Annotated in this window: 24 protein-coding genes; 20 read left to right on the top strand and 4 right to left on the bottom strand. The window is 71.4% G+C overall.

The features are described 5' to 3' along the window. Positions 1–135 precede the first annotated feature (135 nt). Both AB0H43_RS28235 and AB0H43_RS28230 read left to right on the top strand, forming a co-directional pair. Positions 136–393, top strand: a complete 258-nt coding sequence (locus AB0H43_RS28235; protein ID WP_360004152.1) for a hypothetical protein — start codon at positions 136–138, stop codon at positions 391–393. Further along, positions 390–1766: a serine hydrolase domain-containing protein gene (locus AB0H43_RS28230; RefSeq protein WP_360004151.1), complete on the top strand. Its 1377-nt coding sequence runs from the start codon at positions 390–392 to the stop codon at positions 1764–1766. Before AB0H43_RS28235 ends, AB0H43_RS28230 begins: the two co-directional genes overlap by 4 nt. Position 1767: 1 nt before the next feature. Here AB0H43_RS28230 and AB0H43_RS28225 read toward each other — a convergent pair whose 3' ends face one another. Both AB0H43_RS28225 and AB0H43_RS28220 read right to left on the bottom strand, forming a co-directional pair. Then, on the bottom strand, positions 1768–2889 hold the full coding sequence (locus AB0H43_RS28225) for a HAMP domain-containing sensor histidine kinase (RefSeq protein WP_360004149.1): 1122 nt from the start codon (positions 2887–2889) through the stop codon (positions 1768–1770). Then, a complete protein-coding gene (locus AB0H43_RS28220) occupies positions 2879–3535 on the bottom strand; it encodes a response regulator transcription factor (protein ID WP_360004148.1) in 657 nt (218 codons plus the stop codon). The genes AB0H43_RS28225 and AB0H43_RS28220 overlap by 11 nt, the downstream gene beginning before the upstream one ends. A gap of 89 nt (positions 3536–3624) precedes the next feature. Between AB0H43_RS28220 and AB0H43_RS28215 the strand changes: the two genes are divergently transcribed. Both AB0H43_RS28215 and AB0H43_RS28210 read left to right on the top strand, forming a co-directional pair. Continuing rightward, complete coding sequence (locus AB0H43_RS28215) at positions 3625–4350, top strand: ABC transporter ATP-binding protein (RefSeq protein ID WP_360004146.1); 726 nt, start codon at positions 3625–3627, stop codon at positions 4348–4350. Continuing rightward, the gene (locus AB0H43_RS28210; protein WP_360004145.1) at positions 4347–5393 is read left to right on the top strand and encodes a hypothetical protein; all 1047 of its coding nucleotides are present in this window, start codon (positions 4347–4349) and stop codon (positions 5391–5393) included. The genes AB0H43_RS28215 and AB0H43_RS28210 overlap by 4 nt, the downstream gene beginning before the upstream one ends. Positions 5394–5456: 63 nt before the next feature. On the opposite strand, the gene AB0H43_RS28205 is transcribed toward AB0H43_RS28210, so the two are convergent. Further along, entirely contained in the window at positions 5457–6905 is a 1449-nt protein-coding gene (locus AB0H43_RS28205) for an RICIN domain-containing protein (RefSeq protein WP_360004143.1), read from the bottom strand. 109 nt (positions 6906–7014) lie between these two features. Between AB0H43_RS28205 and AB0H43_RS28200 the strand changes: the two genes are divergently transcribed. The 7 genes from AB0H43_RS28200 to AB0H43_RS28170 all read left to right on the top strand — a co-directional run bounded on the left by AB0H43_RS28200 (position 7015) and on the right by AB0H43_RS28170 (position 15769). Beyond that, positions 7015–8205 (top strand): hypothetical protein, encoded by a 1191-nt coding sequence (locus tag AB0H43_RS28200; protein ID WP_360004141.1) that lies wholly within the window; start codon positions 7015–7017, stop codon positions 8203–8205. 97 nt (positions 8206–8302) lie between these two features. After that, positions 8303–8818 carry a GNAT family protein gene (locus tag AB0H43_RS28195; RefSeq protein WP_360004139.1) on the top strand — a complete coding sequence of 172 codons (516 nt, stop codon included), beginning with the start codon at positions 8303–8305 and terminating at the stop codon, positions 8816–8818. Positions 8819–8909: 91 nt separating this feature from the next. Then, the gene (locus AB0H43_RS28190) at positions 8910–10889 is read left to right on the top strand and encodes an APC family permease (RefSeq protein ID WP_360004137.1); all 1980 of its coding nucleotides are present in this window, start codon (positions 8910–8912) and stop codon (positions 10887–10889) included. A gap of 10 nt (positions 10890–10899) precedes the next feature. Next, entirely contained in the window at positions 10900–12327 is a 1428-nt protein-coding gene (locus tag AB0H43_RS28185) for an ATP-binding protein (protein WP_360004135.1), read from the top strand. After that, positions 12324–13040 carry a response regulator gene (locus tag AB0H43_RS28180; RefSeq protein WP_360004133.1) on the top strand — a complete coding sequence of 239 codons (717 nt, stop codon included), beginning with the start codon at positions 12324–12326 and terminating at the stop codon, positions 13038–13040. Before AB0H43_RS28185 ends, AB0H43_RS28180 begins: the two co-directional genes overlap by 4 nt. 35 nt (positions 13041–13075) lie before the next feature. Beyond that, positions 13076–14566 carry a hypothetical protein gene (locus AB0H43_RS28175; RefSeq protein WP_360004132.1) on the top strand — a complete coding sequence of 497 codons (1491 nt, stop codon included), beginning with the start codon at positions 13076–13078 and terminating at the stop codon, positions 14564–14566. A 114-nt stretch (positions 14567–14680) separates the two neighbouring features. After that, on the top strand, positions 14681–15769 hold the full coding sequence (locus AB0H43_RS28170) for a DNA topoisomerase IB (protein ID WP_360004130.1): 1089 nt from the start codon (positions 14681–14683) through the stop codon (positions 15767–15769). A 9-nt stretch (positions 15770–15778) separates the two neighbouring features. Here the strand turns inward: AB0H43_RS28170 and AB0H43_RS28165 are convergent, their stop codons facing one another. After that, positions 15779–16612, bottom strand: coding sequence for an SDR family oxidoreductase (locus AB0H43_RS28165; RefSeq protein WP_360004129.1), 834 nt, complete (start codon positions 16610–16612; stop codon positions 15779–15781). Positions 16613–16707: 95 nt separating this feature from the next. Here AB0H43_RS28165 and AB0H43_RS28160 point away from each other — a divergent pair, with 95 nt between their 5' ends. Genes AB0H43_RS28160 through AB0H43_RS28120 form a run of 9 tightly spaced genes read left to right on the top strand, consistent with a single transcriptional unit; the run spans position 16708 to position 26729 of the window. Further along, positions 16708–17961: a glycosyltransferase gene (locus AB0H43_RS28160; protein ID WP_360004127.1), complete on the top strand. Its 1254-nt coding sequence runs from the start codon at positions 16708–16710 to the stop codon at positions 17959–17961. 5 nt (positions 17962–17966) lie between these two features. After that, positions 17967–18899: a glycosyltransferase family 9 protein gene (locus tag AB0H43_RS28155; RefSeq protein WP_360004125.1), complete on the top strand. Its 933-nt coding sequence runs from the start codon at positions 17967–17969 to the stop codon at positions 18897–18899. An 11-nt stretch (positions 18900–18910) separates the two neighbouring features. Further along, on the top strand, positions 18911–20545 hold the full coding sequence (locus AB0H43_RS28150; RefSeq protein WP_360004123.1) for a carbamoyltransferase C-terminal domain-containing protein: 1635 nt from the start codon (positions 18911–18913) through the stop codon (positions 20543–20545). Continuing rightward, positions 20542–21459, top strand: a complete 918-nt coding sequence (locus AB0H43_RS28145; protein WP_360004121.1) for a glycosyltransferase — start codon at positions 20542–20544, stop codon at positions 21457–21459. Before AB0H43_RS28150 ends, AB0H43_RS28145 begins: the two co-directional genes overlap by 4 nt. A gap of 51 nt (positions 21460–21510) precedes the next feature. Next, positions 21511–23070: an HAD-IIIA family hydrolase gene (locus AB0H43_RS28140; RefSeq protein WP_360004119.1), complete on the top strand. Its 1560-nt coding sequence runs from the start codon at positions 21511–21513 to the stop codon at positions 23068–23070. Beyond that, positions 23067–24011, top strand: coding sequence for a glycosyltransferase (locus AB0H43_RS28135; protein ID WP_360004117.1), 945 nt, complete (start codon positions 23067–23069; stop codon positions 24009–24011). The genes AB0H43_RS28140 and AB0H43_RS28135 overlap by 4 nt, the downstream gene beginning before the upstream one ends. A 26-nt stretch (positions 24012–24037) precedes the next feature. Beyond that, complete coding sequence (locus AB0H43_RS28130) at positions 24038–24637, top strand: SIS domain-containing protein (protein WP_360004365.1); 600 nt, start codon at positions 24038–24040, stop codon at positions 24635–24637. Then, positions 24598–26028, top strand: coding sequence for a D-glycero-beta-D-manno-heptose 1-phosphate adenylyltransferase (rfaE2, locus tag AB0H43_RS28125; RefSeq protein ID WP_360004115.1), 1431 nt, complete (start codon positions 24598–24600; stop codon positions 26026–26028). Before AB0H43_RS28130 ends, rfaE2 begins: the two co-directional genes overlap by 40 nt. Continuing rightward, positions 26025–26729, top strand: a complete 705-nt coding sequence (locus AB0H43_RS28120) for an SDR family oxidoreductase (protein WP_360004113.1) — start codon at positions 26025–26027, stop codon at positions 26727–26729. The genes rfaE2 and AB0H43_RS28120 overlap by 4 nt, the downstream gene beginning before the upstream one ends. Positions 26730–26854: the final 125 nt, after the last annotated feature.

Here is a 26854-nt window from a genome sequence, read left to right as displayed (position 1 = left end):
TTGCGTTCACTCACATTTCTGTTGCAACGATTGGCTTCTAGCAAGGCATTTCGCGCGTTCCTATGTTGCCTTGCTGGAAAACGCAACGTAGCTTTTCCGTATTCGGAAAGACCGCTGCGAGGAAGGGAGAGCGTGATGCACGTGCTGACCGTGTCGGCCGTCTCGGACGACGCCAAGTTCTGGAACGCGCTGAAGAAGGCGCACTCGAAGCTGCCCAAGGGTGCGAAGTGGGTCCTGGCCGTCGCCAGCAAGGACGGCACCCAGGCGGTGAACGTGATCGTCCACGACTCCGTCGCCGGGGTCCGGGAGTTCTTCGAGGCCTCCACCGGGGCGTACGCGACGACGGAGTACTTCGAGGCGGACGCCGCGAACGCGGTCGGACTCCCCCGATGACCATCGACCTGCCCCGGTTGCGCGCCCGGGTCGCCGGACTCCTCACGGAGTACGCCATCCCGAGCGCGGCGATCGGCGTACTGCGGGACGGCGAGGTGACCGAGGTCGCCGTCGGCGTCAAGAACGTGCTCACGCGGGAACCCGCGACGACGGACACGGTCTACCAGTGCGGTTCGATGACGAAGACCTGGACCGCGCTGGCCTTCCTGCAACTGGCCGATGAGGGCAAGGTCGACCTGGACGCCCCGGTACGCCATCACCTGCCAGGATTCACGGTCGCCGATCCCGAGGTCAGCGCACGGGTGACCCCGCGTCACCTGCTGTACCACACCAGCGGCATCGAGGAGGCGTACGGCGATCCCGGCGAGGAGGACGACGTCTACGAGCGCATGGTCGACGGCATCGCCGACGCACCGCAGGTCTTCCCACTCGGCCACACCCACGGCTACAGCGCCGCCCTCGGGTACGCCGTGCTCGCCCGCATTCTCGAGGTGCGGGACGGCAAGCGCTGGGACGACGTCATGCGGGATCGGCTGTTCGAGCCGATGGGGCTGACGAGTACGAACAGCCGGCGGGAGCAGGTGGACGAGGCGCGGGCGGCGACCGGCCATCTGACGCTGGCTCCCGAGCAGGATCCCGTCGTCACCCCGGTGGACTACCTGCCACGCGCGTTCGGTCCCGGCGGCAACGTCACGTCGACGGTCCGGGAGGTGCTCGCGATGGCACACGTTCTGCTCACCGAAGGCTTGGCGCCCAACGGAAAGCGCATCCTGTCAGTGGAGAGCGTCCGGGAGATGAAGCGGTCGCGGGTGCCGGTGCCGGACCCCTACATGTTCGGGCCGGAGTGGGCGCTCGGCCTCATCGTCTGCGACTGGCACGGGCAGACCGTGTACGCGAGCGACGGCAGCACGATCGGCCAGAACGCCCGGCTCCGCGTCCTGCCGGAGTCGAACACCGCGATCGTGCTGCTCACCAACGGCGGTCCGCGGGAAGCCTTCTACCGCGAGGTGGTCAACCACCTCCTCACCGATCTCGGCGAGGTCACCATCCCGGAGCAGCCCACGCCCGACCCGACCCTGAGTCTCGACCCGGCCCGGTACGTGGGCGTCTACGAACGACCCGGCGCCCGGTTCGAGGTGTCGGCCGAGGCCGGCCGCCTCCACCTGACCCTGGTGATGGATCCGATGCAGGCGGAGTTCCTCGGCAAACCGGACCGCGTCCGCTACGACCTGCTGCCCGTCAGCGAGACGCACTTCCTCATGCCACCGACCGACGCACTCGAGGACACGCAGACGGTCGCGATCTACGACTTCGCCGACGGAGCGGCCCGATACCTCCACACCAACTGCCGGGTGCACCCGCGCGTCGAATGACTCAGGTTTCGGGGAACGCGACCGTGACGGTGAGCCCTCCATCCACATTGGCGCGAACGTGAAGGTCGGCGTCATGGCTGCCCGCGATGGCACGGACGATCGCCAGTCCCAAGCCGGAGTTCCCGGTCTGCGGCTGCGCAGCACTCGGCTGATCGGTCTGCGGCCGGTCAGTCTGCGGCCCGTCGGCCTGAAGAGACGGCCCGAGACGCTGGAACGGCTGCAGGATCCGGCCGACCGCTTCGGGCGGCACGATCGGCCCGGTGTTGCCCACGGTGAGGACGGTACGCCCGGCCACACACCGCGTCGCGACGTCGATCCGGCCACTGTCCACGTTGTAGCTGACGGCGTTGTCGAGCAGATTGCCGATCAGGCTGGACAGTTGCGTCGGATCGGCCCGGGACACCAGCGCCGGTCGGATGTCCGTGCGTACGGTCAGGCCTCGGCTCTCGGCGGAGGCGCGGCGGGCGGCCACCGCGTCGGCGGCGAGCCGGGCCAGGTCGACCGGTTCGGCGGCCACCGGGCGCTGCTCCCCCTGCGCCAACGCCAGCAGGGCTCCGACCAGCCGCTCCTGCTGATCCCCGAGGCGGAGCACCTCTTCGCATACCGCGCGGAGGGAGGTCGCGTCCGCCTCGGGGTCAGCCAGCTTGACCTGGATCAGGGCACGTTGGACGGTCAACGGCGTACGCAGCTCGTGGGAGGCGTCGGCGACGAACCGTCGCTGGGCGGCGTACGCACTGTCGAGGCGGGCGTACAAGCCGGTCAGCGTGGCCGACAGGTCGGCGTACTCCTGGTATTTCCCGAGTTCGCCGTGGCCGGGCAGCCGGTCCGGGGCCGCGCCCCCGGCGGCGGTGGTCAGCTCTTGGAGCGGACGGACTGCGCGGCCTGCGAGCAGCCAGCCGATCGGAGCGGCGGCGAGGGCGACCACGAGCAGTCCCAGTAGTGCGGCGAGCAGCACGGTCAGGGTGTTGTCCGGCGGTCCCGGCGGCGACCCGTATTCCTCCGTGGATCCGCCGGACCAGGCGCCGAGGCCGACCACGGCCAGGGGTCCCGCGCCGAGGCCGACCGCGGTCAGGGCGTAGAACACAGCGAGCCGCGTACGCAGCCGCGGCCGGTCAGCCGACACGATAGCCACCTTCCCGGATCGTGGTGATGATCGGCGGGGGCCCGAGTTTGGCGCGCAGCCGGCCGAGCGTGGTCTTCACCGTGGTGGTGAACGGGTTGGCCGCCTCGTCCCAGACGTGGTCGAGCAGCTCCTCCGCCGACACCACCCGGCCGGGCCGGGCCATCAGATACGCCAGCAGCGTGAACTCCTTGGCGGTGAGCGGCACCGGCCGGCCGGACCGGGTGACCGTCCGGCGGGCCGGGTCGAGTTCGACGTCGGCGACCCGCAACACCGGCGGCACCGGGGCGACGGACCGCCGGCCGAGCGCGCGTACCCGGGCGACCAGTTCCGGGAAATCGAACGGTTTGGTCAGGTAGTCGTCGGCGCCGAGGTCGAGCCCGGTGACTCGGTCGGTGAGCGTGCCCGCCGCGGTGAGCATCAGGACGCGGGCGGGCAGCCCGCGCGCGCCCACCTGACGGCAGACGTCGTCACCGGAGACGATCGGCAGCCCGCGGTCGAGCACCAGCACGTCGTACGCCGTGGAGTCCAGCCGGTGCAACGCTTCGCCGCCGTCGGTCACCACGTCGACCGCCATGCCTTCACGGCGCAGCCCGGTCCCGATCGTCTCGGCGAGCAGCCGGTGGTCCTCCGCGACCAGTACTCGCATCGGCCCAGCATGCCAGCCCGCAGGTGACACCGCGGTGACAGCGGGCGTGTGACCGGGCTGTCACCCGGTTCCGCGTAGAACTCGACGGCATGATCCTGGAAACCGAGGCCCTCGCCAAGCGTTACCGGCGGCGATGGGCGTTGCACGACTGCACGCTGGCCGTGCCCGAGGGCGCGATCGTCGGCCTGGTCGGGCCGAACGGCGCGGGCAAGTCCACCCTGTTGCAGATGATCGTCGGTCTGCTGCCGCCGACGTCAGGCGCGGTCCGGGTGCTGGGCGGCCCGCCTGCCACGATGATGCGGTCCGGTCGCGTCGGGTTCGTCGCACAGGACGCGCCGACCTACGCCGGGCTCACCGTGGCCGACCACCTGAGCCTGGGCGCCGGGCTGAATCCGCGCCGCTGGGACGCCGTCGCCGCGGCAAGCCGGATCGACCGGCTGGGTCTGCCGCTGCGGCAGCGGGCCGGTGGGCTCTCCGGGGGTCAGCGGGCTCAGCTTGCCCTCACCATCGCCCTGTCGAAGCGGCCCGACCTGCTGATCCTCGACGAGCCGGTGGCCGCCCTCGACCCGCTCGCGCGGCGGGCGTTCCTCGACGAGACAGCGGCAGCCGCTGCGGCCGCGGGCACCGCCGTCGTGCTCTCCACGCATCTGGTCGCCGATCTGTCCCACGTCTGTACGCATGTCGTGGTGCTCGCGGGCGGCCGTGTCCGGCTGGCGTCCGCCATCGCCGAGGTGTGCGGTTCCCCGGCCGAGGTGGAACGCATCGTGCTCGACCAGCTCACCCAGGCCGCTGCGGAAAGGACGCCGAACTCATGATCAGGCTCGCCCTCCGACAGTTCCGCGCGTCGGCGTGGGCCGCCGCGATCGGACTGCTCGCTCTCGCCGCAGTGGTCCTCGCGACCCGGTCGCACCTGGCCACCGCGGCGGCCGCCGCCCATCGGGCCTGCGGGGACGACCCCGATTGCCCGGCGCTCGTCACCTTCGTCCGCAGCAACGCGCCACTGAGCACGGCGGTCGGACTCGTCGTCCTCGTGACGCCCGCTCTGGTCGGCGCGTTCTGGGGCGCGCCCATGGTGGCCCGCGAGGTGGAGACCGGTACGCACCGGCTGGTCTGGACGCAGAGCATCAGCCGGACGCGCTGGCTCGCAGCGAAGATGTTCGTCGTCGGGACCGCGACCGTCGTGCTCACCGGGCTGCTGAGCCTGCTCGTCACGTGGTGGGCGGAACCGCTGGACAAGGCGGCAGCCGCCGTCTACGGCACCTTCGACCAGCGCGACCTCGTGCCCGTCGGGTACGCGCTGTTCGCCCTCGCCGCCGGCCTGACCCTGGGTCTGGTGACGCGCCGGACGCTCCCGGCCATGGCCTTGACGTTCGGTGGCGTACTGGCTGTGCGGATCGCGGTGACCAGCTGGATCCGGCCGCTGGCCGCCACGCCGGAGAGGACGGCGTTCGCCCTCGATCCGGATCACACCGGGTACGGCTCCGGCGGCAACATCCTCCTCGGCATCCCGAAGGCGAGTCTGCAACCGCCGCCGCCGGACCTGCCGAACGCGTGGATCCGATCGGCTGAGGTGGTCGACGGGACCGGCAGGCCGCTCACCGACGCGGTCTTCCGCTCGACCTGCCCGACGATCGGCCAGGACGGCGGCGGCAAAGCGGCGGGACCGGTCCCGGCCGAGGTCGCCCAGCAGATGCACGACTGCGTCGTCCGGCTCGGCCAGACCTTCCGGCAGGCGGTCACGTACCAGCCGGGCGATCGCTATTGGACGTTCCAGTGGTGGGAGTTCGGCGTGTACGCCGCCATCACCGCCCTGCTGTGTGCGTACGCGTTCCATCGGCTGCGCCGCCACGGCGGCTGACGGTTCTTCTCGCCGGGTCGGGCTGACCCGACCCGGCACGCGCTTCCAACAGCGGTACGCGCTTCACAAAGCTGTCCGCGTGAACTGCTGGTTGGCACCTCCGTTGCACGGATATTGCTTGAGCTGAGTGTTCGCCGTCGTCGACGAGCTGGGCAGGTCGGCGCACTTGCCGGAGTGCCGGGCGACGAGGGAGACGTAACCGCCCGAGGAGACCAGCGACCACTGCTGGTTGGTCCCGGTGCCGCAGGTGTACTGGATCAGCGCGGCCCCGTCGGCGGTGCTGCCCGAGGTCACGTCCAGGCACTTCTCCGAGTTGCGTGCGACGACCTGGTAGTAGCCGCCCCCGATCGACTGCACCCGCCACTGCTGGTTCGTGCCGCCGTTGCAGGTGTACTGCGTGATCGCGGCGTTGTTGGCGGTCGAGGCGCTGCGTACGTCGAGGCACTGGCCCGAATGGCGCAGGGTCAGCCGCTCCCAGCCGGAACTGGTGGCGGCGACGGTTCCGGCCGCGGCGTCGACGGTCAGCGTTCCGGCGTACGCCATGCTCAGGCTCGTCGACGTGGGGAAGGTCAGCGGCAGCCAGACGTAGCGGGAGTCGATCACCGGGCCGCCCCAAGCACCGGCCCACCGGTCCCCGAGATAGAGGTAGGAGGTGCCGGAGGTGCCCTGCACCGGCAGCACATACGCGGTCTGCGAGCCGTACGCCGTCGAGTCGCCGACGTCGGCCAGCGCGCTCCAACTGCCCGCGATGCTGGTGGCGGTGGCGTACCGCTGCTGATTCGGCGCCCAGCCGGTGGCGGCCGAGGTGAGCAGGAAGTAGACGCCGTTGCGTTTGAACAGCGCGGGCGCCTCGCGGTAGGAGCCGGCCCACAGCACCTGGACCAGCGAGCCGATGGCGGTGTAGTCGGCGGTGAGGCGATAGACGTTGAGGTTGGCGTTGTTGGCCGCCGCCGAGACCATGTACGCCGACCCGTCGTCGTCCACGAAGGTCGTGATGTCCCGGGACATGTGCGTGCCGAGCGGCCGGAAACTGCCGAGGTACGTATAGGGACCCTCGACGCTCGACGACACCGCGACCGCCGCGCGGGCCTCGCTGTAGTCGGCGCCGTTCTCCTTGTGCATCCACATGACGTACTTGCCGGTCGCGGCGTTGTAGATCACCTTCGGCCGTTCGATGTTGGCCGACTGCAGCTCCGCCGCGCTCGACTGGCTCAGCGCGTGACTGCGGAACTCCCAGGTCTTCAGGTCGGTGGATCGCCAGGCGGAGACGTACTGGAACGTCCCGTCCGAGTGGCGGTCCTCGCCGAACCAGTAGTAGTACGAGCCGACCTTGATCATGCCGCCGCCGTGGGCGTGCACCAGGTTGCCGGACGTGTCTGTGAACTGCGTGCCCACCCCGACGCTCACGGGTGCGGCCTGCGCCGGTGCGGGCGCCACCACGGTGAGGGCCGGGGTGAGGGCCAGGGTGAGGGTCAGACAGGTGAGCAGCGATCGCACGTGGGCGCGTGACATCGACACTTCTCCCTAAGATTGATATCGATTTATTGCCTCCATCCTGGCACGGCCGGCTCATGGCCGCGACACTCTGGTGCGCCATCCATTGATCCACTACAGTGCTTCAATGTTGATCTCTCGCCGATCGGTCCTCAACGGACTGATGGCCGCCCCGATCGCCGCCGCCGCCGGAGCCCTGATCGTGCCCGGCTCGGCCGCCGCCGCCCCCGCCTCCATCGACCGGACGGCGTTCAAGCTCCGCCGCCGCGCCGGCGCGTACGCGACCGCCATCGCCGGACTGGACGCCGCCCTGCCGAACGTCACCGTCCAGCACGTCCTCGACGACGCCAACCGCACCGCCACCCGGATCACCGCGAGCGAAGGCGCCGGGCTCGTCACGAACTTCGCCGCCGGATTCCACTTCGACAGCGGCGACGACGGCACCGCCGAGTGGACCCCCCAAGGGATCACGACCAGCTCCGACGCGTACGCCGACGGGCTCTACGAGGATCGCAAGGCGGTGCTCGTCAGCTGGTACTCCACCGGCGTCGACGGGGAGAAAGGCGTACGCGTCAGCTTCGTGAACCGCACCGACCCGCTGACCCCGAAGTATCGCCACGTGCTGCTCGTCGAGCCCTACACCTCCGGTGGCGTACACAGCTACCGGGCGATCAACGTGCACGCGGGCGGCATCTTCTGGTACGGCCACTACCTCTACATCGCCGACACCTCGAAAGGGCTGCGGGTCTTCGACCTGAACCACCTGTGGCAGACCTCGACGTCCAGCTCCACCGCGTGCGGACGCCAGTCCGACGGCAGCTACCAGGCCTACGGGTACAAGTACGTCCTGCCGCAGGCGTTGGCGTACGACCAGGTCGGTTCGGCCTCGCTGACGTTCTCGTTCGTCTCACTGGACCGCACCACCGCTCCGGACAGCATCCTGGTCGGCGAGTACGCGTACCCCGGCGACGGCACCCGCCTCGTGCGGTGGAACATCGACTACACCGACCGCGAACTGGCCTACGACAGCGGTTCCACCACCGACGCGACGGCGAGCTGGGCGTACCGGGTCGACGTCACCTCGATGCAGGGCGCGCTGAGCCTCAACGGCAGGTACTTCCTGTCCACCAGCGACGGCGCGAGCAACGAAGGCGACCTCGCGACCTGGTCACCCGGTGGATCGGTGGTGATGAACTACGACTCCCTGCCGATCGGCAACGAGGATCTGACCTACCGCGGCAGCACCGACGAGCTGTGGACGGTGACCGAGTACGCCGGAAACCGGATGGCCATCGCGGTCACCGCCGGAGCCTTCTGATCCCGACGCCGCTACAGTGGTGATCTTGGGCGCGCGGCCACGGTATGGTCTGCGCCGCTCGGATCGCCACTCTGCCCGTCGAAGAGGAGTTCTCGCCATGCCGGTCACCCGTGTCGCCACCGTCGACGATGCCCCCGCCGTGACCGCGTTGCTCCAGGCGAACCGGGAGGCCCTCGCGCCCTGGGAGCCGACACGCGAGGACGCGTGGTTCACGCTGGAGAACCAGCGCACGGTCCTCGAAACGTCCCTTGCCGCGTACGCGCAAGGCACCATGGTTCCGCTCGTCATCCTGGACGGGGACGAGGTGATCGGCCGGCTGAACCTCAACGGGATCACCCGGGGCGCGTTGCAGTCGGCCGCCATCGGCTACTGGGTCAGCTCGGCGCACCAGGGCCGGGGATTCGCCACGAGGGCGGTCGCCGATGCGGTCGCCCTCGCCTTCGGCGATCTCGGTCTGCACCGGCTTCAGGCGGAGACGCTCCTGCACAACACGGCGTCGCAGCAGGTGCTGTTGCGGAACGGGTTCCGGCCGTTCGGGGTGGCTCCGTCGTATCTGAAGATCGCCGGCAGCTGGCAGGACCACGTGCTGTTCCACCTCCTCGGGACGGAGTGACGCGCTAACGCGGCGTCAAGATCGGCCACCGAGCCGTTAAGAACTCGTCAAGATCACCGCTTCCGCGCCCCGGAGGACCTTCACTGGGGTCGTGTTCGAGATATTCAAGCGCCTGGTGGTGGGCCGTCCCCTGCGTAGCGACCGGCTCGGCGAGCAGCTGCTCTCCAAGCGGATCGCGCTGCCGGTCTTCGCCAGCGACCCCCTGTCCTCCGTCGCGTACGCCACCCAGGAGATCCTGCTGGTCCTGACGCTGGGCGGGTTGGCGTACCTGTATCTGGCGCCCTGGGTGGGGCTGGGCGTCGTCGTGCTGCTCGCCGTCGTCGTGCTGTCGTACCGGCAGGTGGTGCGGGCCTACCCCAGTGGCGGCGGCTCCTACGAGGTGGCCAGCACGAATCTGGGGCCGTCGGCCGGTCTCGTCGTGGCCGCCGCGTTGCTGGTCGACTACGTCATGACCGTGGCCGTCTCGGTGGCGGCGGGCGTGGACAACATCATCTCGGCGTTCCCGGCGCTCAACCCGTGGCGGGTGCCGGTCAACCTGGTGTTCGTCGCCGTGCTCATGGCGATGAACCTGCGCGGGGTCAAGGAGTCCGGCCGCATCTTCGCCGTGCCGACGTACATGTTCGTCGCCGGCGTCCTCATCATGATCGTGACCGGCTTCGTCCGAATGGCCTTCGGCGACGCGCCGGTGGCGGAGAGCGCGGCGTTCGGGGTCGTTCCCGAGCCGGGGCACACCGGGCTGTCCGGTCTGGCGCTGCTGTTCCTGGCGTTGCGGGCCTTCTCGTCGGGGTGCACCGCGCTGACCGGAGCCGAGGCGATCTCCAACGGCGTACCGGCGTTCAAGCCGCCCAAGGGCGACAACGCCGCCCGGACGATGGCCGCCATGGGCCTGCTGTCGATCGTCATGTTCGGCGGCATCACCGCGCTGGCGATGATCTCGAAAGTCCACTATGTCGAGAACACCTGTGACCTGGTCGGCTATCCGGGCGACTGCACCACCGAGGCGCAGCGGACCGTCATCGCGCAGCTCGCCTCGGCCGTGTTCGGCGGGTCCAGCTCGATCGGGTTCTTCTACATCCAGGCCGCGACCGCGCTGATCCTGATCCTCGCGGCCAACACCGCGTTCAACGGGTTCCCGCTGCTCGGCTCCATCCTCGCCGAGCACCGCTACCTGCCCCGGCAGCTGCATACGCGCGGGGACCGGCTGGCGTACTCGAACGGGATCATCCTGCTGGCCGTCGTCGCCGGGGCGCTGATCTACGCGTACAAGGGGTCGGTCACGAGCCTGATCCAGCTCTACATCCTCGGCGTGTTCACCTCGTTCACCCTGTCCCAGGCCGGGATGGTGCGACATTGGAACCGGTTGCTGCGGACCGAGCGCGATCCGATCGAGCGACGGCGGATGCACCGTTCGAAGGCGATCAACGCGGTCGGCGCGTGCTTCACCGGTCTCGTGCTGGTCATCGTGACCGTCACCAAGTTCACGCACGGGGCGTACCTCGTGGTCATCGCGATCCCGGTGCTGTTCACGATGATGCGGGCGATCCGGCGGCACTATGACCGGGTGGCGACCGAGCTGACGCCGGAGCCGGGCGGCATGGTCTTGCCGCCGCGCATCCACGCGGTCGTGCTGGTCTCGCGCCTGCACCGGCCCACCATCCGCGCTTTGGGTTTCGCCCGCGCGACCCGGCCGGACACGCTGACCGCGCTGACGGTGGCGATCACCCCGGACGAGGTGCGCCAGCTGCAGAACGAGTGGGAGGTCCACGACATCCCGGTGCCCCTGACCGTCGTGGAGTCCCCCTATCGCGACATCACCGGCTCGGTGCTGAGTTTCATCGCGCGCCTGCACGCCGAGTACCCGCAGGACCTCATCTCCATCTACATCCCCGAGTACGTCGTCGGCCATTGGTGGGAGCATCTGCTGCACAACCAGTCCGCGCTCCGGCTCAAGGCCCGGCTGCTCTACAAGCGTGGCGTGATGGTCACGAGCGTGCCCTGGCAGCTCGCCTCGACCGGCACGCCGACGCCGATCCCGGCCGAGCTCCCGGCCCAGGCCGGGCGTACGAGCTAACTTGACGGTGATGAGTGACGCGCCGACCGGTCCGCACCCGGCTGCTCGCCGGGTGCGGACCGGCGCACTGGTGGCGCTCGTCTGCCTGGTCGCCCTGACGGGCATCCTCCTGCCGCTACGCGGTCACGTCTCGCTGGCCAGCGTCATCCTGCTGTACCTGGTAGCCGTCGTGATCACCGCCATCGCCGGAGGCCTGGCCGTGTCGCTCGCGGCGGCGGTCGCCGCCAACCTGTTGATCAACTTCTTCTTCGTGCCGCCCTACCACACCTTCCGCGTCGCGAGCGGCGACAACGTGATCACCCTGTTCGTGTCGGTCGCGGTCGCCATCACCGTCAGCGTCGCGATGGACCTGGCCGCGCGGCAACGGGCGGCCGCCGCGCGTACCGGGGTCGAGGCGGCCCTGCTCGCGCGGATCAGCGCGGAGCCGGTCGCCGCCGGGTCCACGGATTCTCTGCTGACCCGGGTACGCCAGACGCTGCGCATGGACACCGCTGCCCTCGTCGAGACCGATCCGTCCGGCGTCGAGCACGTCGTGGCGCAGTCGGGCCGGGGCCTGACCGGTCGGCCGGTGCTCACGGTGCCCGCCGGAACCGGCCTGAAGCTGGTCGTCGAGGGTCCCGAGATCTTCGCTCCGGATCCCCGGTTCCTCGGCCGCATCGCCGCCGCGTCGGCCCGGGTGCTGCAGGCCGAGCGCCTGGCCGCCGAGGCTGCCCAGGCCCGGGAGCTGGCCGAGATCGACCGGCTGCGGTCGGCCCTGCTCGCGGCGGTCGGCCACGATCTGCGTACGCCGTTGGCCGGGATCAAGGCAGGCGTATCGAGCCTGCGCGACCCCGACTTGGACCTCGGACCCCGGGAGCAGGCCGAGCTGCTGGAGACCATCGAGGAGTCCGCCGATCGGATGGCCGACCTCGTCGAGAACCTTCTCGCGATGAGCCGGCTCCAAGCGGGCGCGCTCAGCGTCGACGCCCGGCCGACCGCCGTCGACGAGGTCGTCGCCTCTGCCCTCCTCCACCAGCCGGGGCCGCTCGCCGCGGTCACCGTCGACGTCGCGGACGACCTGCCGCTGGCGTACGCCGACCCTGGGCTGCTCGAACGGGTCGTGGCGAACCTCGTCGCCAACGCCGTGCTCCACTGCCCACCCGGTACGCCGATCCTCGTCACCGCCGACGCGACGGCCGACACGGTCGCCCTGCGGGTGATCGATCACGGGCCGGGCATCCCCGCCGCCGACCGCGATCGCGTGTTCGCCCCGTTCCAGCGGCTCGGCGACCGCACCACCACCGGCGGGCTGGGCCTCGGCCTGGCGATCGCCCGTGGCTTCACCGAGGCGATGGGCGGCGCGCTGACCACCTCCGATACCTCCGGCGGCGGTCTCACGGTGACCGTCAGCCTGCCGCTCGCCCGTGTTCCGCACGTCGATGATGGAATCGTTCCGTGAGCCGGGTGCTGGTCGTCGACGACGATCGTCAGCTGTTGCGGGCGCTGCGCATCGCGTTGTCGGCCCGCGGCTACGAGGTCGCCGTCGCCCCCGACGGGGCCGCCGGGCTGGCCGCCGCCCAGCACAGTCCGCCCGACCTCGTGATCGTCGACCTCGGGCTGCCGGATCTCGACGGCGTCGCCGTCGTGCAGGCGATCCGCGGCTGGTCGGCCGTGCCCATCCTGGTGCTGTCCGCCCGGCTCACCGAGCAGTCGAAGATCGACGCGCTGGACGCCGGAGCCGACGACTACGTCACCAAGCCGTTCGGCATGGGCGAGCTGCTGGCCCGCATCCGGGCGGCGATGCGGCGTACGACGCCGGCCGAATCCCCCGCCGTCGTCACGACGGCCGCGTTCACCGCCGACCTGGCCGCGAAACGGATCACGACCGCGGCCGGCACTGAGGTGCGGCTGACGCCCACCGAGTGGCATCTGCTGGAAGTGCTGCTCCGCAACCCCGACCGCCTGATCACCCATCAGCAGTTGCTCCAGGAGGTCTGGGGACCGCGCTACAGCACCGAGACCAACTACCTCCGGGTGCACATGGCCAATCTGCGCCGCAAACTCGAGCCCGACCCGAGCCGGCCGCGTTATCTGCGTACGGACCCGGGGCTGGGCTATCGGTTCGTACCGGACGCCGGCGCCATGGACGTTGCTGACGCCGAGGGTCGATGATCGTTTGACCGATTAATACGATATTGTCGCATTTGGTGACGACCCCCGCAGTCGCCGGCCCATCGACGACCTGGAGGTCCTTCTTGCGTCCAGTCCTGCGACTGCTCGTCCTGGCGGTGCTCACCGCGACCGCTTGCCCCGCCCTCGCGGCGCCGGGCGCGGCCGCGCCGCACGCCCCGTCACCCCGCGACGGTGATCCCCTCTTCCGGGAGGCGGTCTTCGCCTCCACCCACAACAGCTACTCCGGCGGCGACCGCGGAGACCTCCGGTCCCAGCTGGATCTCCAGGTGCGCCAGCTCGAACTGGACGTGCACCTGGTGCACGGGCAGTTCCAAGTGGGCGACGACGCTCCGGGAGACGCCGTTTATCACGGCGGCGACAATCCCAAGACCAATGCGCTGACCGACTGGCTTCTCGTCGTCAAGAAGTGGTCGGACCGGAACCGGGACGCCGCCCCCATCACCCTCGTGATCGCGACCCACAGCAATCTCAACACGGAACAGGGCAGCAGTTCCATCCTCGTCGACGACCTGACCACCGTCTTCGGGCCGAGCCGGCTCGCCCAGCCGAAACCCGGCGACACGGTGGACGACCTTCGCGGCAAGATCATCCCGGTGTTGTCCGGCCGCGTGGAGTCACGACTGGCGTACCTGCGCGACCGGGGCGTGGACCCTGCGGTGACCATCAACGACTCCGGGCAGGTGGTCGAGGTCCACGACTCCGGGCACGGCACGTTGTGGTACTGGACCGGGCAGGTGCAGAGCGACTGGACCGTCAAATGGCTGGCCCATGCCCGCTACGACACCGGCCGGAACCCGGTCGTCGCGCTGACCGACTCCGGCATCCTGGTCGAGGTGCATCAGTCAGCTCATCGCTCGTCCCTCTGGTACCGCCTGGGCTATGTGGACGTAAGCGGCCGGCTCAAGTGGCATCTGCCCAGCACGCCGTTCATGGCCGGGCAACTCCCGTCGCTGCGGGTGACCGGGCCGAAGACGGTCAGCGAGATCCACATGGACCCCGCCAACCCCGACCTGTACATCGAAAGCACCGCCCGCGTCAGCCTGGGTGAGGTCACTTGGTCGGCGGGCACGATGACGAACATCCCCGGGTACTCCACCACCTGGGCCAGCAACGACAAGGGCCAGACGATCGAGGTGGAGTCGAACTACTTCCCGAGCGGGATGACGCAGACCCTCCAGTACAGCCTGAATCCCTTCTTCCACGATTCGTGGCACCGCATCATCTACCCGCAGATCATGGCGGTCGACGTCGAATACGACGATCGGCAGGACCGGGAGGCGTACCAGACTCTGCTGTGGAACACCACGTTCGCCGCCATCACCGCCGACCGCGGTGTGCCGCAGACGACCTGGATGAACGACGTGCGCGAGTCGGCGATGCTGCGGGTCGCACGGTTCGCCGAGGACAGCACCGGCCTGCCGATCCCGAACTATCCGTCGACCGACACCCCGTTCGCCAAGTGGTACCAGACCTATCTGCACAACCGGTCGTCCTACAGCTACTGAGCGCGCGCCGGTGGTCCCGGCCGACGCACACCGGCCGGGACCAGGGGTACGATCCGCCGGGCGTCACGGCGAGCGACTAGTTCGCCGATCGGCGACCTGGGGTATGCCGTCACCGTGCGACTTCGCCGTAGTGACCTCTCCGCCCCGGGTATCGAGCGACGCCGGCGTGGCCGCGGATTCTCCTACCGATACCTCGGCCGTCCGGTCAGCCGGGCCGACCGCGAGCGGGCCGAGGCGCTCGTGCTGCCGCCGGCGTGGACCGACGTCTGGATCAGCCCGGACGAACGCGGTCACATCCAGGCCACCGGCGTCGACGCCGCCGGGCGTACGCAGTATCGGTATCACGACGAGTGGCGGCGCCGACGGGACCGGGCGAAGTTCGCGCACGTGGCCGAGATGGCGCGGAAGTTGCCGACGGTACGCCGGAAGGTGCGTGAGGATCTCGCCGAGCACGGGCTGACTCGCCGGCGCGTTCTGGCCGCCGCCGTGCGGCTGCTGGACCAGGCCGCGCTGCGCGTCGGCGGGGAGGCGTACGCCGTCGACGATCCCGACCTGGGCGAGGCGACCTTCGGGCTGGCGACGCTGCGCCGGGAGCACGTCAGCGTCCGGGGCGACCGCGTACGCCTGTCGTTCCCGGCCAAGGGCGGCACGGACACCGACGCCACCGTCGAGGATCCCGCGCTGGCCAGGGTCTTCCGGGCGCTGCTGCGCCGGTCGGACGACCATCCGGACCTGCTCGCCTATCGCGACGGCCGCAAGTGGGTCGATGTGAAGAGCGGCGACGTCAACGACTATCTGCGGGAGATCAGTGGGCTGGACCTGACCGCCAAGGACTTCCGCACCTGGCACGGCACCGTCGCGGCGACGCTGAGTCTGTGCCAGGCGGGTCGGTGCGCGACCGCGAGCGCGCGCAAACGGGCGGTGGCGGCGGCGATGCGTGCGGCCGCGGACACCCTCGGCAACACGGCCGCGGTCGCCCGCAAGTCCTACGTCGACCCTCGGATCGTGGACGTGTTCGAGTCCGGCAAGCTGCCGCCGGTCACCACGAAGACCACTTCGAAGACCACGACTTCGAAGGCCACGACCGAAAAGGCCGCACGGGCGAAGGCGGCGAACGGAAACACCGCACGGACGACCGCCGACGAGGCCCGGCTCTGGCAGAAGGCCGAGCGGACGACGATGGCCGTCCTGCGAAACGAGTGACCGGATCGGCTACAGGATCGGCTTCCCGCCGGTCACCGGGATCAGCGCGCCGGACATGTAACTCGCCTCGTCCGAGGCCAGCAGCACGTACGCCGGGGCCACCTCGGCGGGCTGGCCGGGCCGGCCGAGCGGAGAGTTCTTGCCGAACTCCTCGACGTGGTCGGGCGGCATCGTGGACGGGATCAGCGGCGTCCAGATCGGACCGGGCGCCACCGCGTTGACCCGGATGCCGCGGTCGCCGAGCAACTGGGCGAGCCCTGCGGTGAAGTTGGCGATGGCGCCCTTCGTCGTCGCGTACGGCAACAGGGTCGGCCGGGGCATGTCGGAGTTGATCGAACTCGTGTTGATGATCGACCCGCCCTCCCCCATGTGTGGCAGAGCCGCCTTGACCAGCCGGAACATCGCGGTGATGTTGATGTCGAAGGTGCGCGTCCACTCCTCGTCGCTGATCTCCTCGAGGGTCTCGTGCGTCATCTGGTACGCCGCGTTGTTGACGAGCACGTCGACCTGACCGAAGGCGTCCACCGCCGTCGCGACGACCTGCTCGCAGTGCGCCCGGTCGGCGAGATCCCCCGCGACCAGCACCGCCTGCCGTCCGGCCTCCTCGACCAGGCGGGCGGTGTCCCGGGCGTCCTCGTCCTCGCTCAAATAGGAGATCAGCACGTCCGCGCCCTCGCGGGCGAACGCGATCGCGACCGCTCGGCCGATCCCGCTGTCGCCACCGGTGATCACGGCCTTCTTCCCGGTCAGCCGGCCCGAGCCGCGATAGGAGTCCTCACCGTGGTCCGGTTTGGTCCGCATGTCGGTCAGGGTGCCGGGTGGCCGTTGCTGTGGCTCAGACATGACTGCGCCATACCCCGAAAGCCCGAGTCCATGCGCCCGGCGGCTGACGGGAGAAGTGAAGTTTGAGCCGGTAGTGGCCGGGTAGCGCTTCTCGCATGACCGAGACACCGCTCCGCCTGGCTCTGATCTCCGAGCACGCCAATCCGCTGGCGCCGCCCGGCGGCGTCGACGCCGGGGGCCAGAACGTGCACGTCGAGGCGCTGGCCACCGCCCTCGCCCGGCGGGGGCACGAGGTGACGGTCTACACCCGCCGCGACGGTCCGCACCTGCCGGACGCCGTGGACGCCCCGGGCGGTTTCCGGGTGGTGCACGTCCCGGCCGGTCCCGCCGAGCGCATCCCGAAGGACGGCCTGCTGCCGTACATGGGCGAGTTCGGGCGCTGGCTGGCCGCCGAGTGGGCCACCGGACCGGCTCCCGACGTCGTGCACGCGCATTTCTGGATGAGCGGTGTCGCCGCCCTGGAGGCGGCCGAGGCCCGCCGGGGCGACCCCGTTCCGCTGGTGACCACCTTCCATGCGCTCGGGACGGTCAAACGGCGCATGCAGGGCGACGCCGACACCAGCCCGGCCGGTCGCATCGGTCTGGAGACGAGGGTCGCCACCACCGCCGACCGGGTCGTCGCGCAGTGCGCCGACGAGGTCGAGGAGCTGCTGCGCATCGGCGTACGCCGGGACCGGATCGACGTCGTCCCGTCCGGGGTGGACACGGATCTCTTCCATCCGGGGGACGACGGCCCCTCGATGCGTTCGGAGGGGCGGCCCGCCCGGCTGCTGAGTGTCGGGCGGCTGGTGGAACGCAAGGGGTACGCCGACATCGTCCGGGCGCTCCGGGCGCTGCCGGGCGCCGAACTGCTGATCGCCGGCGGACCGGGTCAGGGCGATCTCGGCAGCGACCCGGAGGCGCAGCGGCTGGTGACCGCGGCGGCACAATACGGCGTCGGCGATCGGCTGCGGCTGCTCGGCGCGGTGGACCGCTGGCGGATGCCGGCCCTCTACCAGGCGGTGGACCTCGTGATCTGCGCGCCGGCGTACGAGCCGTTCGGGTTGACGCCGCTGGAGGCGATGGCCTGCGGTACGCCGGTCGTCGCGTACGCGGTCGGCGGGCTGAGTGACTCGGTGATCCACGGGACCTGTGGGCTGCTCGTGGAACCCGGAAACGTCACGCATCTGGCGGGCGCGATCCGGAGCCTGCTCGACAACGAGCCCTTGCGATACGCGTACGCGGCCGGTGGTCTGCAGCGGGTTCGCGGCCGGTATCCGTGGCCGCGGATCGCTGAGCAGATCGAGTCGGTCTACCGGTCGGTCCAGGCGCCGCAGCCCGTCGCCGCGAGCGCCGTCTCCGCGGCGTGACCGACGTGACCGAGGCACACGACGTGACCGAGGCGGACGACGTCGACGTCCTCGTACTCCGGGCCCTGGGCATCGGAGACTTCTGCACCGCCGTGCCCGCGCTCCGGGGGCTGCGGACACGGTTCGCCGGCGAGCGGATCACCCTCGTCGCCCCGGACTGGCTGCGGCCGCTGGTCAGGCTCGCGGACGCGGTCGACGACCTCCTGCCGCTGGACGCCCGGACCGGGCTGACCGAGCCGCTCGGCCCGATCGGCGAAGTCGGCGTCGCGGTCAACCTGCATGGGCGGGGCCCGGAGTCGCATCGGCTGTTGCTGGCGACCGGGCCGAGCTGGCTGCTGGCCTACGCCTGCCCGGCGGCCGGCTTCCACGACGGTCCGCAGTACGCCTCGGACGAGCACGAAGTGGAACGGTGGTGCCGTCTGGTGACCTGGTACGGCGGCTCCGCCGACCCGGATGATCTGGCATTGCGCGTACCGGAGGAGCCGCCGCTCGCGAAGGGCGCGACGGTGGTGCATCCAGGCGGCCGCAGCTCGGTGCGCTGGCCGGTCGGCCGGTACGCCGAGGTCGCCCGCACCCTGGTGACGCTCGGTCACGACGTGGTGGTCACCGGTTCGGCCGACGATCACGACGCTCACCTGGTCGGGGAGGTGCCCGGCGTCCGGAACGTCGTCGGCCGGACCGGCGTCGCCGAGCTGGCCGCGCTGGTCGCCGCCGCGCGGCTGGTCGTCAGCGGGGACACCGGCGTGGCGCACCTCGCCAGCGCGTACGCCGTCCCCTCGGTGGTGCTCTTCGACGCGATGGACCCCCGGCGCTGGGGTCCGCCGCGGCTGCCCCGCCATCAGGTTCTGCGCCATTCCAGCGGGCGGATCACCGCGGTGCACCCGGCCGACGTCGTGACCGCCGCCGACCGCGCCCTCAGCGGCGCATCACCGAGCTAAGGGAGACAGCTATGCGCGTACTGGGGATCAACGCGATCTTCCACGATCCCGCCGCCGCCCTCGTCGTCGACGGCCGGATCGTCGCCGCCGCCGAGGAGGAGCGGTTCAGCCGTCGTAAGCACGGCAAACGCCCGGTGCCGTTCAGCGCCTGGGAGCTGCCGGAGCTGTCGGCCCGCTGGTGTCTGAGCCAGGCCGGGCTGGAACCGCAGGATCTCGACGCGGTCGCGTACTCCTTCGATCCGGCGTTGTGCCGGCCGCCGGAGGAGCTGGGCATCGCCGATCCCTGGGACTGGCTGCGCGTGCAGTACGCCGAACGGGCCCCGCAGTTCCTCGCCACTGCGTTGCCCGGACTGGATCCGGCGAAGGTCGTCTTCGTCCCGCATCACGTGGCGCACGCCGCCTCGGCGGCGCTGGCGGCTCCTCCCGAGGCGGGCCACCGCGACTGCGCGGTGCTGGTGCTGGACGGCCGCGGCGAGGCGGCGAGTCACCTTTCCGGGCGCTACCGGGACGGCCGCCTGGACGTCCTGGCCGCCCAGCGGCTGCCACACTCCTTGGGGACCTGGTACGAGGAGGTTACGGAGCATCTGGGCTTCCTGCGGTCCAGCGACGAGTACAAGGTGATGGCGCTGGCCTCCTACGGCACACCGGTGCACCTCGACCTGCTTCGCGACGTCGTCCGCCCGACCGGCGACGGCGGGTTCGTCGTCGGCGACCTCGACCTGACCAAGCTCGCCGCCGCGCGCACCGCCGACGGCCGCGTCGAGGCCGAGCACGCCGACCTGGCGGCGAGTGTGCAGAGGCGGCTGGAGGAGGTCGTTCTCGACCTCGCGGCCTGGTTGTACGACGCGTCCGGTGGTCCTGCGGCGTTGACCTTGGCCGGTGGGGTGGCGCTCAACTGCGTCGCCAACGCCCGCCTGGTCCGTGAGGGTCCCTTCCAGACAGTGTGGATCCAGCCGGCGGCGGGCGACGCCGGAACCGCCTTGGGCGCTGCGCTGCACGCGGCGGACGGGCCGGTCGCGCCGATGCCGGGCGCCGATCTCGGGCGCGGCTTCTCCGACGACGAGCTGGAGGCCCGCCTACGCCGGGCGCGAGTGCCGTACACGGTCCCGGCCGACATCGCCGCCGAGGCCGCGGAGGTTCTGGCGGACAACGGTGTCGTCGCGTGGTTCCAGGGCCGCAGCGAGTACGGCCCCCGGGCGCTCGGCTTCCGGTCTCTGCTGGCTCATCCGGGCCACGCGAGCAACACCGAGCGGCTCAACGAGGTCAAGGGACGCGAGTCGTTCCGGCCGGTGGCGCCGATGGTCCTGGCGAGCCGGGCCGCCGAGGTCTTCGACGGCGCGCTGCCCAGTCCGTACATGCTGTTCGTCCACAATGTCCGCGCCGGGTGGCTCGACAAGATCCCGGCGGTCACCCACGTGGACGGGACGGCCCGGGTGCAGACCGTCGACCCGGTCCAACGGCCGTTGATGGCCCGCGTGCTCAGCGAGTTCGAGCGGCGTACGGGGTTGCCGGTGCTCGTGAACACCTCGCTCAACACCGCCGGCCGGCCGATGGTCGACACGCCCGAGGAGGCGCTCGAACTGTTCGGGTCGGCCCCGGTGGACCTGCTCGCGATCGGCCCGTTCGCCGTGCGCAGGCCGCGATGAGCCCCACGTTCTCGGTGGTCATCCCGACGACCGGCCGCCCGGAGCTGCGGCGGCTGCTCGATCGGCTCGCCGAGGAGGGGGTGACCGAGCCGATCGAGGTGGTCGTCGACTCCGATCGGCTCGGCCCGGCGCACGCCCGGAACGAGGGCTGGCGGCGTACCAGCGGCGAGTGGGTGGTCTTCCTGGACGACGACGTGGTGCCCCGGCCGGGCTGGCGCGCGCGACTGCTGGCCGACCTCGACCAGCCCGCCTCGGTGGCCGCGGTCCAGGCCCAGGTCACCGTCCCGGACGGCGAGCGCACCGATTGGCACGCCAACACCTCCGGGCTCGCCCACGCCCGGTGGATCACCGCCGACATCGCGTACCGGCGCGAGATGCTGCTGATCACCGGCGGGTTCGACGAGAACTTCCCCCGCGCGTACCGGGAGGACGCGGATCTCGCGTTCCGGGTCCGGGCCGCCGGCGGCTGCCTGGTCGTGGGGTCGCGCGCCACCGATCATCCGGTACGCCCAGCGGGGCGGTGGGTCAGCCTGCGGTCGCAACGGGGCAACGCGGACGACGCGTACCTGCGGCGGCGCTACGGCTCGGGCTGGCACGGACTGCTGGAAGTGCCCCACGGACGGCGTCGGCGGCACACCGTGACCACGCTGCTCGGGCTGACGAGTCTGGGGCTGTTCGCGACCCGCCGGTACGCCTGGGCGACCGTCGCCGCCGCGGCGTGGGCGGGGGCCACCGCCGACTTCGCGGCGCACCGGTTGCGGGCGGCCCCGGCGGAACGACGTCGACCGCTGCCCTTGATCGCGACGAGCGTGGCGATCCCGCCGCTGGCGGTCGGGCACTGGCTGGCCGGGTGGTGGCGCCATCGCCGGGTGCCGAGCTGGCCTGCCACCGGCGTCCGGTCCGAACAGAAGTAATTAAGCTCCTTCCAGGAGTTAGGGGAACCGGAGGCCGGGTATCCGCCCGGTATGTCCGACGGCCTGTTCGACGCGGTCCTCTTCGACCGCGACGGTACGCTCATCGCCGATCGCCCCTACAGCGGCGATCCCGCCGGCGTCACGCCGATGCCCGGCGCGCGAGCGGCCCTCGATCGCTTACGTGCCAACGGATTGCGCGTCGGCGTCGTCACGAATCAGTCGGCGGTCGGGCGGGGCCGGCTGACCCGTGATCAGGTAGACCAGGTCAACCGCCGGGTCGACGAGCTGCTCGGTCCGTTCGACACGTGGCAGGTCTGTCCGCATACGCCGGAGGACGGGTGCGACTGCCGCAAGCCCCGGGCCGGACTGGTGCACGCCGCAGCGGACACGTTGGGCGTACCGGCCCGCCGATGCGTCGTCGTGGGCGACATCGCGTCCGATGTGGATGCCGCGCTCGCCGCCGGAGCGACTCCGCTGCTCGTCCCGAATCAGCAGACCCGGGTCGCCGAGGTGATCGCCGCGCCGTCCGCCGTCACCGACCTCGAGACCGCCGCGGACTGGATCCTGCTGCGGCACCGGATCGTGCAGCCCACCGCACCCCTGCCCCGGCCGGGCAACAACGTCCTGGTCGTACGCCCCGATTCGCTCGGCGACGTCGTGGTCACCGGTCCGGCCGTCCGGGCGATCGCCGCCAACGCCGGGAAGGTGACCGTCTGGTGTGGACCCCGAGGATCGGCCGCCGCCCGGCTGCTCCCCGGAGTGGACGACGTCGTCGAGTACGCCACCCCCTGGATCGACGCCGATCCGGCTCCGGTCAGCCCGGCCGGGCTCGCGGAGTTCGCCGAAGACCTGGCGCGGCGCGACTTCGACGAGGCGCTGATCTTCACCTCGTACCACCAGTCGCCGTTGCCGACCGCGTTGGTGCTGCGGCTGGCCGGCGTACGCCGCATCACGGCGATCAGCCACGACTATCCCGGCAGCCTGCTCGACCTGCGCGTCCGGCCACCGGACGACCTTCCCGAACCCGTCCGGGCGCTGGCGGTCGCCGCCGCCGCGGGTTACCGGCTGCCCGCGGACGACCCCGGCGACCTGCTGGTGGACCTGGGGCAGCCCGTCATGCGTACCAGTCAGATCGTCGTTCATCCCGGCGGGAGCGCCGCGGCCCGGACCTGTCCCCCGGAGCTGATGGCGCAGGTCGTGGCCGCCCTGCGCGCGGCCGGCCTTCCGGTGCTGGTGACCGGCGGGCCGGGCGAGCGCGAGCTGACCGCCCAGGTGGCCGTGGCCGGCGCCGTCGACGTGGGCGGGCGGACCGACGTGGCCGGATTGACCCGCCTGCTGGCCGCGGCCGCGTGTGTCGTGACCGCCAACACCGGGCCCGCTCACCTGGCCGCCGCCACCGGTACGCCGGTCGTGAGCCTGTTCGCCCCGACCGTGCCGTTCGAGCGATGGGGTCCCTACCGCACTCCCGTGGTACGCCTCGGCGATCCGGCGGCCGCGTGCCGCGACACCCGGGCGACGGAGTGCCCGCTGCCGGGCCACCCCTGCCTGTCGTCCATCACTCCGGCCGACGTCGTCGCGGCGGTCGACCGTCTGGTGAGGAGAGTCGCGTGAGGATTCTGTGCTGGCATGTGCACGGCTCCTGGATGACCGCGTTCGTCCAGGGCGAGCACGAATATCTGATCCCGGTGACGCCGGACCGGGGACCGGACGGCCGGGGTCGCGCTCGCACGTTCACCTGGCCGGACAACGCCGTCGAGCTGACCCCGGAGGAACTCGCGCACGCCGACATCGACTGCGTGGTGCTACAGCGCCCGGAAGAACTGGAGTTGCTGCGGCAGTGGCTGCCCGGCCGGCGGTTTCCGCTCGTCTACGTCGAGCACAACACGCCGCGCGGCGACGTGCCGCTGACCCGCCATCCGCTCGCCGACCGCTCCGATGTCCTGATCGTGCATGTCACTCACTTCAACGACCTGTTCTGGGACTGCGGGCACACCGCGCGCACGGTCATCGAACACGGCATCCCGGACCCGGGCCGGCGGTACTCCGGCGACCTCGCCCGGCTGGGCGTGGTCATCAACGAGCCGGTCCGCCGGGGTCGCGTCACCGGGACGGACCTGCTGACCCGGTTCGCCGCCGCCGCGCCGCTGGACGTGTTCGGCATCGGCGCCGGCGCGCTGCCGCCTACGCCCGGCATCACGACCTACGACGATCCGCCGCAGGCGGAGATGCATCGGGAGCTGGCGCGGCGGCGGGCATACCTGCACCCGATGCGCTGGACCTCGCTGGGGCTCAGCCTCATCGAGGCGATGGCGATGGGCCAGCCCGTCATCGGCCTGGCCACGACCGAGGCGGTCGACGCCGTGCCGGCCGCCGCCGGAGTGCTGTCGACGAACGTGGACACGCTCGTCGAGGCGGCCCGCTGGCTGACCGCCGACGCGGACTCGGCGGCCCGCCTCGGCGCGGCCGGCCGGCAGGCGTACGAACGCCGTTTCACGCTCGGCCGATTCCTGGCCGACTGGGACCGAACCCTCAAGGAGGTGTGTGAGCTGTGAGTCTGGTAGACCCGGTAGAGGTTCACCTGCGTCAATTGGAATACGCGCTGCGCCGCTTGCAGCGCGATGCCGGCGAACTGCACGACTGGGGCGTGCACCTGGCGCTGACGCTCGCCCGGGGCGGTCGCCTCCTGACGGCGGGCAACGGCGGCAGCGCCGCGCACGCCCAGCACCTCGTCGCCGAACTGGTCGGCCGGTTCGACGGCGAACGCGCGCCGCTGCCCGCCGTGGCGCTGACCGCCGACTCGGTGATCACCTCCGCCCTCGGCAACGACTACGGCTACGACGAGGTCTTCGCCCGCCAGGTACGCGCACACGGCCGCCCGGGAGACGTCGTCCTCCTCCTGTCCACGAGCGGCACCAGCCCCAACGTGGTCGCCGCCGCCCGCGCCGCGCGCGAGGTCGGGGCGAGCGCATGGAGCATGACCGGGCCGGTGCCGAACCCGTTGGCGGCCGAGTGCGACCGTTTCTTCGCCGTACCCGCCCCCAGCACCCAGATCGTCCAGGAGGTCCATCAGGTGGCGGTCCACGTCCTGTGCGGCTTCATCGACGAGGTCGTCCGGTCGGTGCTGCCGGCCGAGGCCGAGTGGGCGGAGCCCGCGTACGCCCCGGGGGCGGCACGATGACCGGGCCGCTCGTCGTCCTCGGCGACGCGCTGCTGGATCGCGACGTGCACGGCGACGTCGAACGGTTCACTCCGGACGCGCCCGCGCCGGTGCTCGAGGAGTCCGACGCGGTGGACCGCCCCGGCGGCGCCGCCCTCGCCGCTGCGTTGGCCGCTCGCGACGGCGGCGACGTCTGCCTGATCACGGCGCTCGGCGACGACCCAGCCGGACGGCGGCTGACGGCACTGCTGGCTGAGTGCGGCGTACGCGTCCTCGCCGCGCCCGCCAGCGCGACGCCGGAGAAGATCCGGCTGCGTACGCACGGCCAGACGCTGCTGCGCCTGGACCGCCAGTGCGCCCAGCCCGAGATCGGCGAACTGCCGCCGGAGGCCGAGGCCGCGCTCGCCGCCGCGGAGGCCGTCCTCGTCAGCGACTACGGTCGCGGCCTGACCTCGATCGCCGAGGTACGCCGCTGGCTGGCGGTCGCAGCCGCAGAGCGTCCGGTGGTGTGGGATCCCCATCCGCGAGGCGCGTCGCCGGTGCCGGGGTTGCGTCTGGTGACGCCGAACGAACGCGAACTGCCCCCGGACACCGATGGCGGGCCGTTCCCGGCCGACGGCGGTCCGCTCGCCCAGCTGACCCGGCGGGCGGTCGGCGCCCGGCAGGAGTGGCGTGCCGCCGCGGTCTGCGTCACGCGCGCCGCCGACGGGGCGCTGCTGATCGACGGCCGGGGCGTGCCGCTGGGGATTCCGGCTCCGGCCCACGTCGACGGGGACGCCTGCGGCGCCGGCGACCGGCTGGCCGCGACCGCCACCCGGGTGCTCGCCGCGGGCGGGCTGGCCAGCGAAGCGGCTCACGAAGCGGTGCGGGCGGCGACCGCGTTCGTCGCCACGGGGGCGGCGACGACGTGGGACACCGCTCCGCCGCCGTCCGAGACCGGGGGCCTGGTGCTCGACATCACGGCTGCCCGGCGCATGGTCGACCGGGTGCGGGCGGCGGGCGGCCAGGTCGTCGCGACCGGCGGCTGCTTCGACCTGCTCCACGCCGGTCACGTCGCGACGTTGCAGGCGGCCCGCGGCTTCGGCGACTGCCTGATCGTATGCCTGAACTCCGACGACGGCGTACGCGCACTGAAGGGGCCGGACCGTCCGGTGGTCGGTGAGGCCGACCGCGCGCGGGTGCTCGCCGCCCTGTCCTGTGTGGATGCCGTGGTGCTGTTCGACGAGCCGACCCCGATCGAGGTGCTGACCGCCCTGCGGCCCGACGTCTGGGTCAAGGGCGGCGACTACTCCGGCGACGAACTGCCCGAGAACGAACACCTGGCGCGCTGGGGCGGCCAGACCGTGGTGGTGCCTTATCTCGACGGGCACTCCACGACGCGACTGATCAACTTGGCAGGGAGGATCTCATGACCATCGGCAAGGTAGCCATCGGCAGGGTGCTCGTTTCGGGCGGGGCGACGGGGCTGGGCGCGGCGGTGTGCGACGCCGTCGCCGCGGCGGGCGGCTCGCCGGGCGTACTCGATCTCAATCCGCCGGCCGTCGCCGGGCTGCCCTGGGCGAAGGCCGACGTCACCGACAACGGCGAGGTCGAGGCGGGCGTACGCCGGGTCGCCGAGCAGCTGGGCGGGCTCGACGCCGTGGTGACCACCGCCGGCGTGGACCGGCCCGGCCGCCTCGCCGACGTGGCCGCCGACGACTGGGAGCGCGTCGTGCGGGTGAACCTGCTCGGCACGGCCTCCGTCGTCCGGAGCGCCCTGCCCTTCCTCGCCGAGTCGGCCAACGGGCACGTCGTCACAGTGGCCTCGACGCTGGGTCTCCGGGCGTTGTCGGACGCGACGGCGTACTGCGCCGCCAAGTTCGGGGTGGTCGGGTTCACCCGGGCGCTCGCGGCCGAGCTGCAGGGCCGGACCGGGGTCACGATGCTTATCCCGGGCGGGATGCGGACGGGCTTCTTCGACGGGCGGGACGAGCAGTACAAGCCGGGGCCGGACGCCCACCTCAACGATCCCCGGGAGGTCGCCGAGGCCGTCGTGTTCGCGCTCAGCCGCCCAGCCGCCTGTGCGGTGCGCGAACTGGTCGTCTGCCCGGACGTCGAGCCGTCCTGGCCGTGATGTCGAGCCCAGTTGGCCGTGATCAGGCAGGCCGACGGCCTCAGGCGGACTTAGGGGTGATTTGTTCGTCTTAGGGGTGGGTATAGGGCTCGGCGACAGCCTGCCGCCTCCGGGTGGCCCGGCCG

Origin of the sequence: Hamadaea sp. NPDC050747, assembly GCF_040654195.1 — a bacterium.
Taxonomy (GTDB): Bacteria; Actinomycetota; Actinomycetes; order Mycobacteriales; family Micromonosporaceae; genus Hamadaea.
Note: the sequence above shows the minus strand (reverse complement) of the source record. Positions and strands in the feature narration are given on the sequence as shown.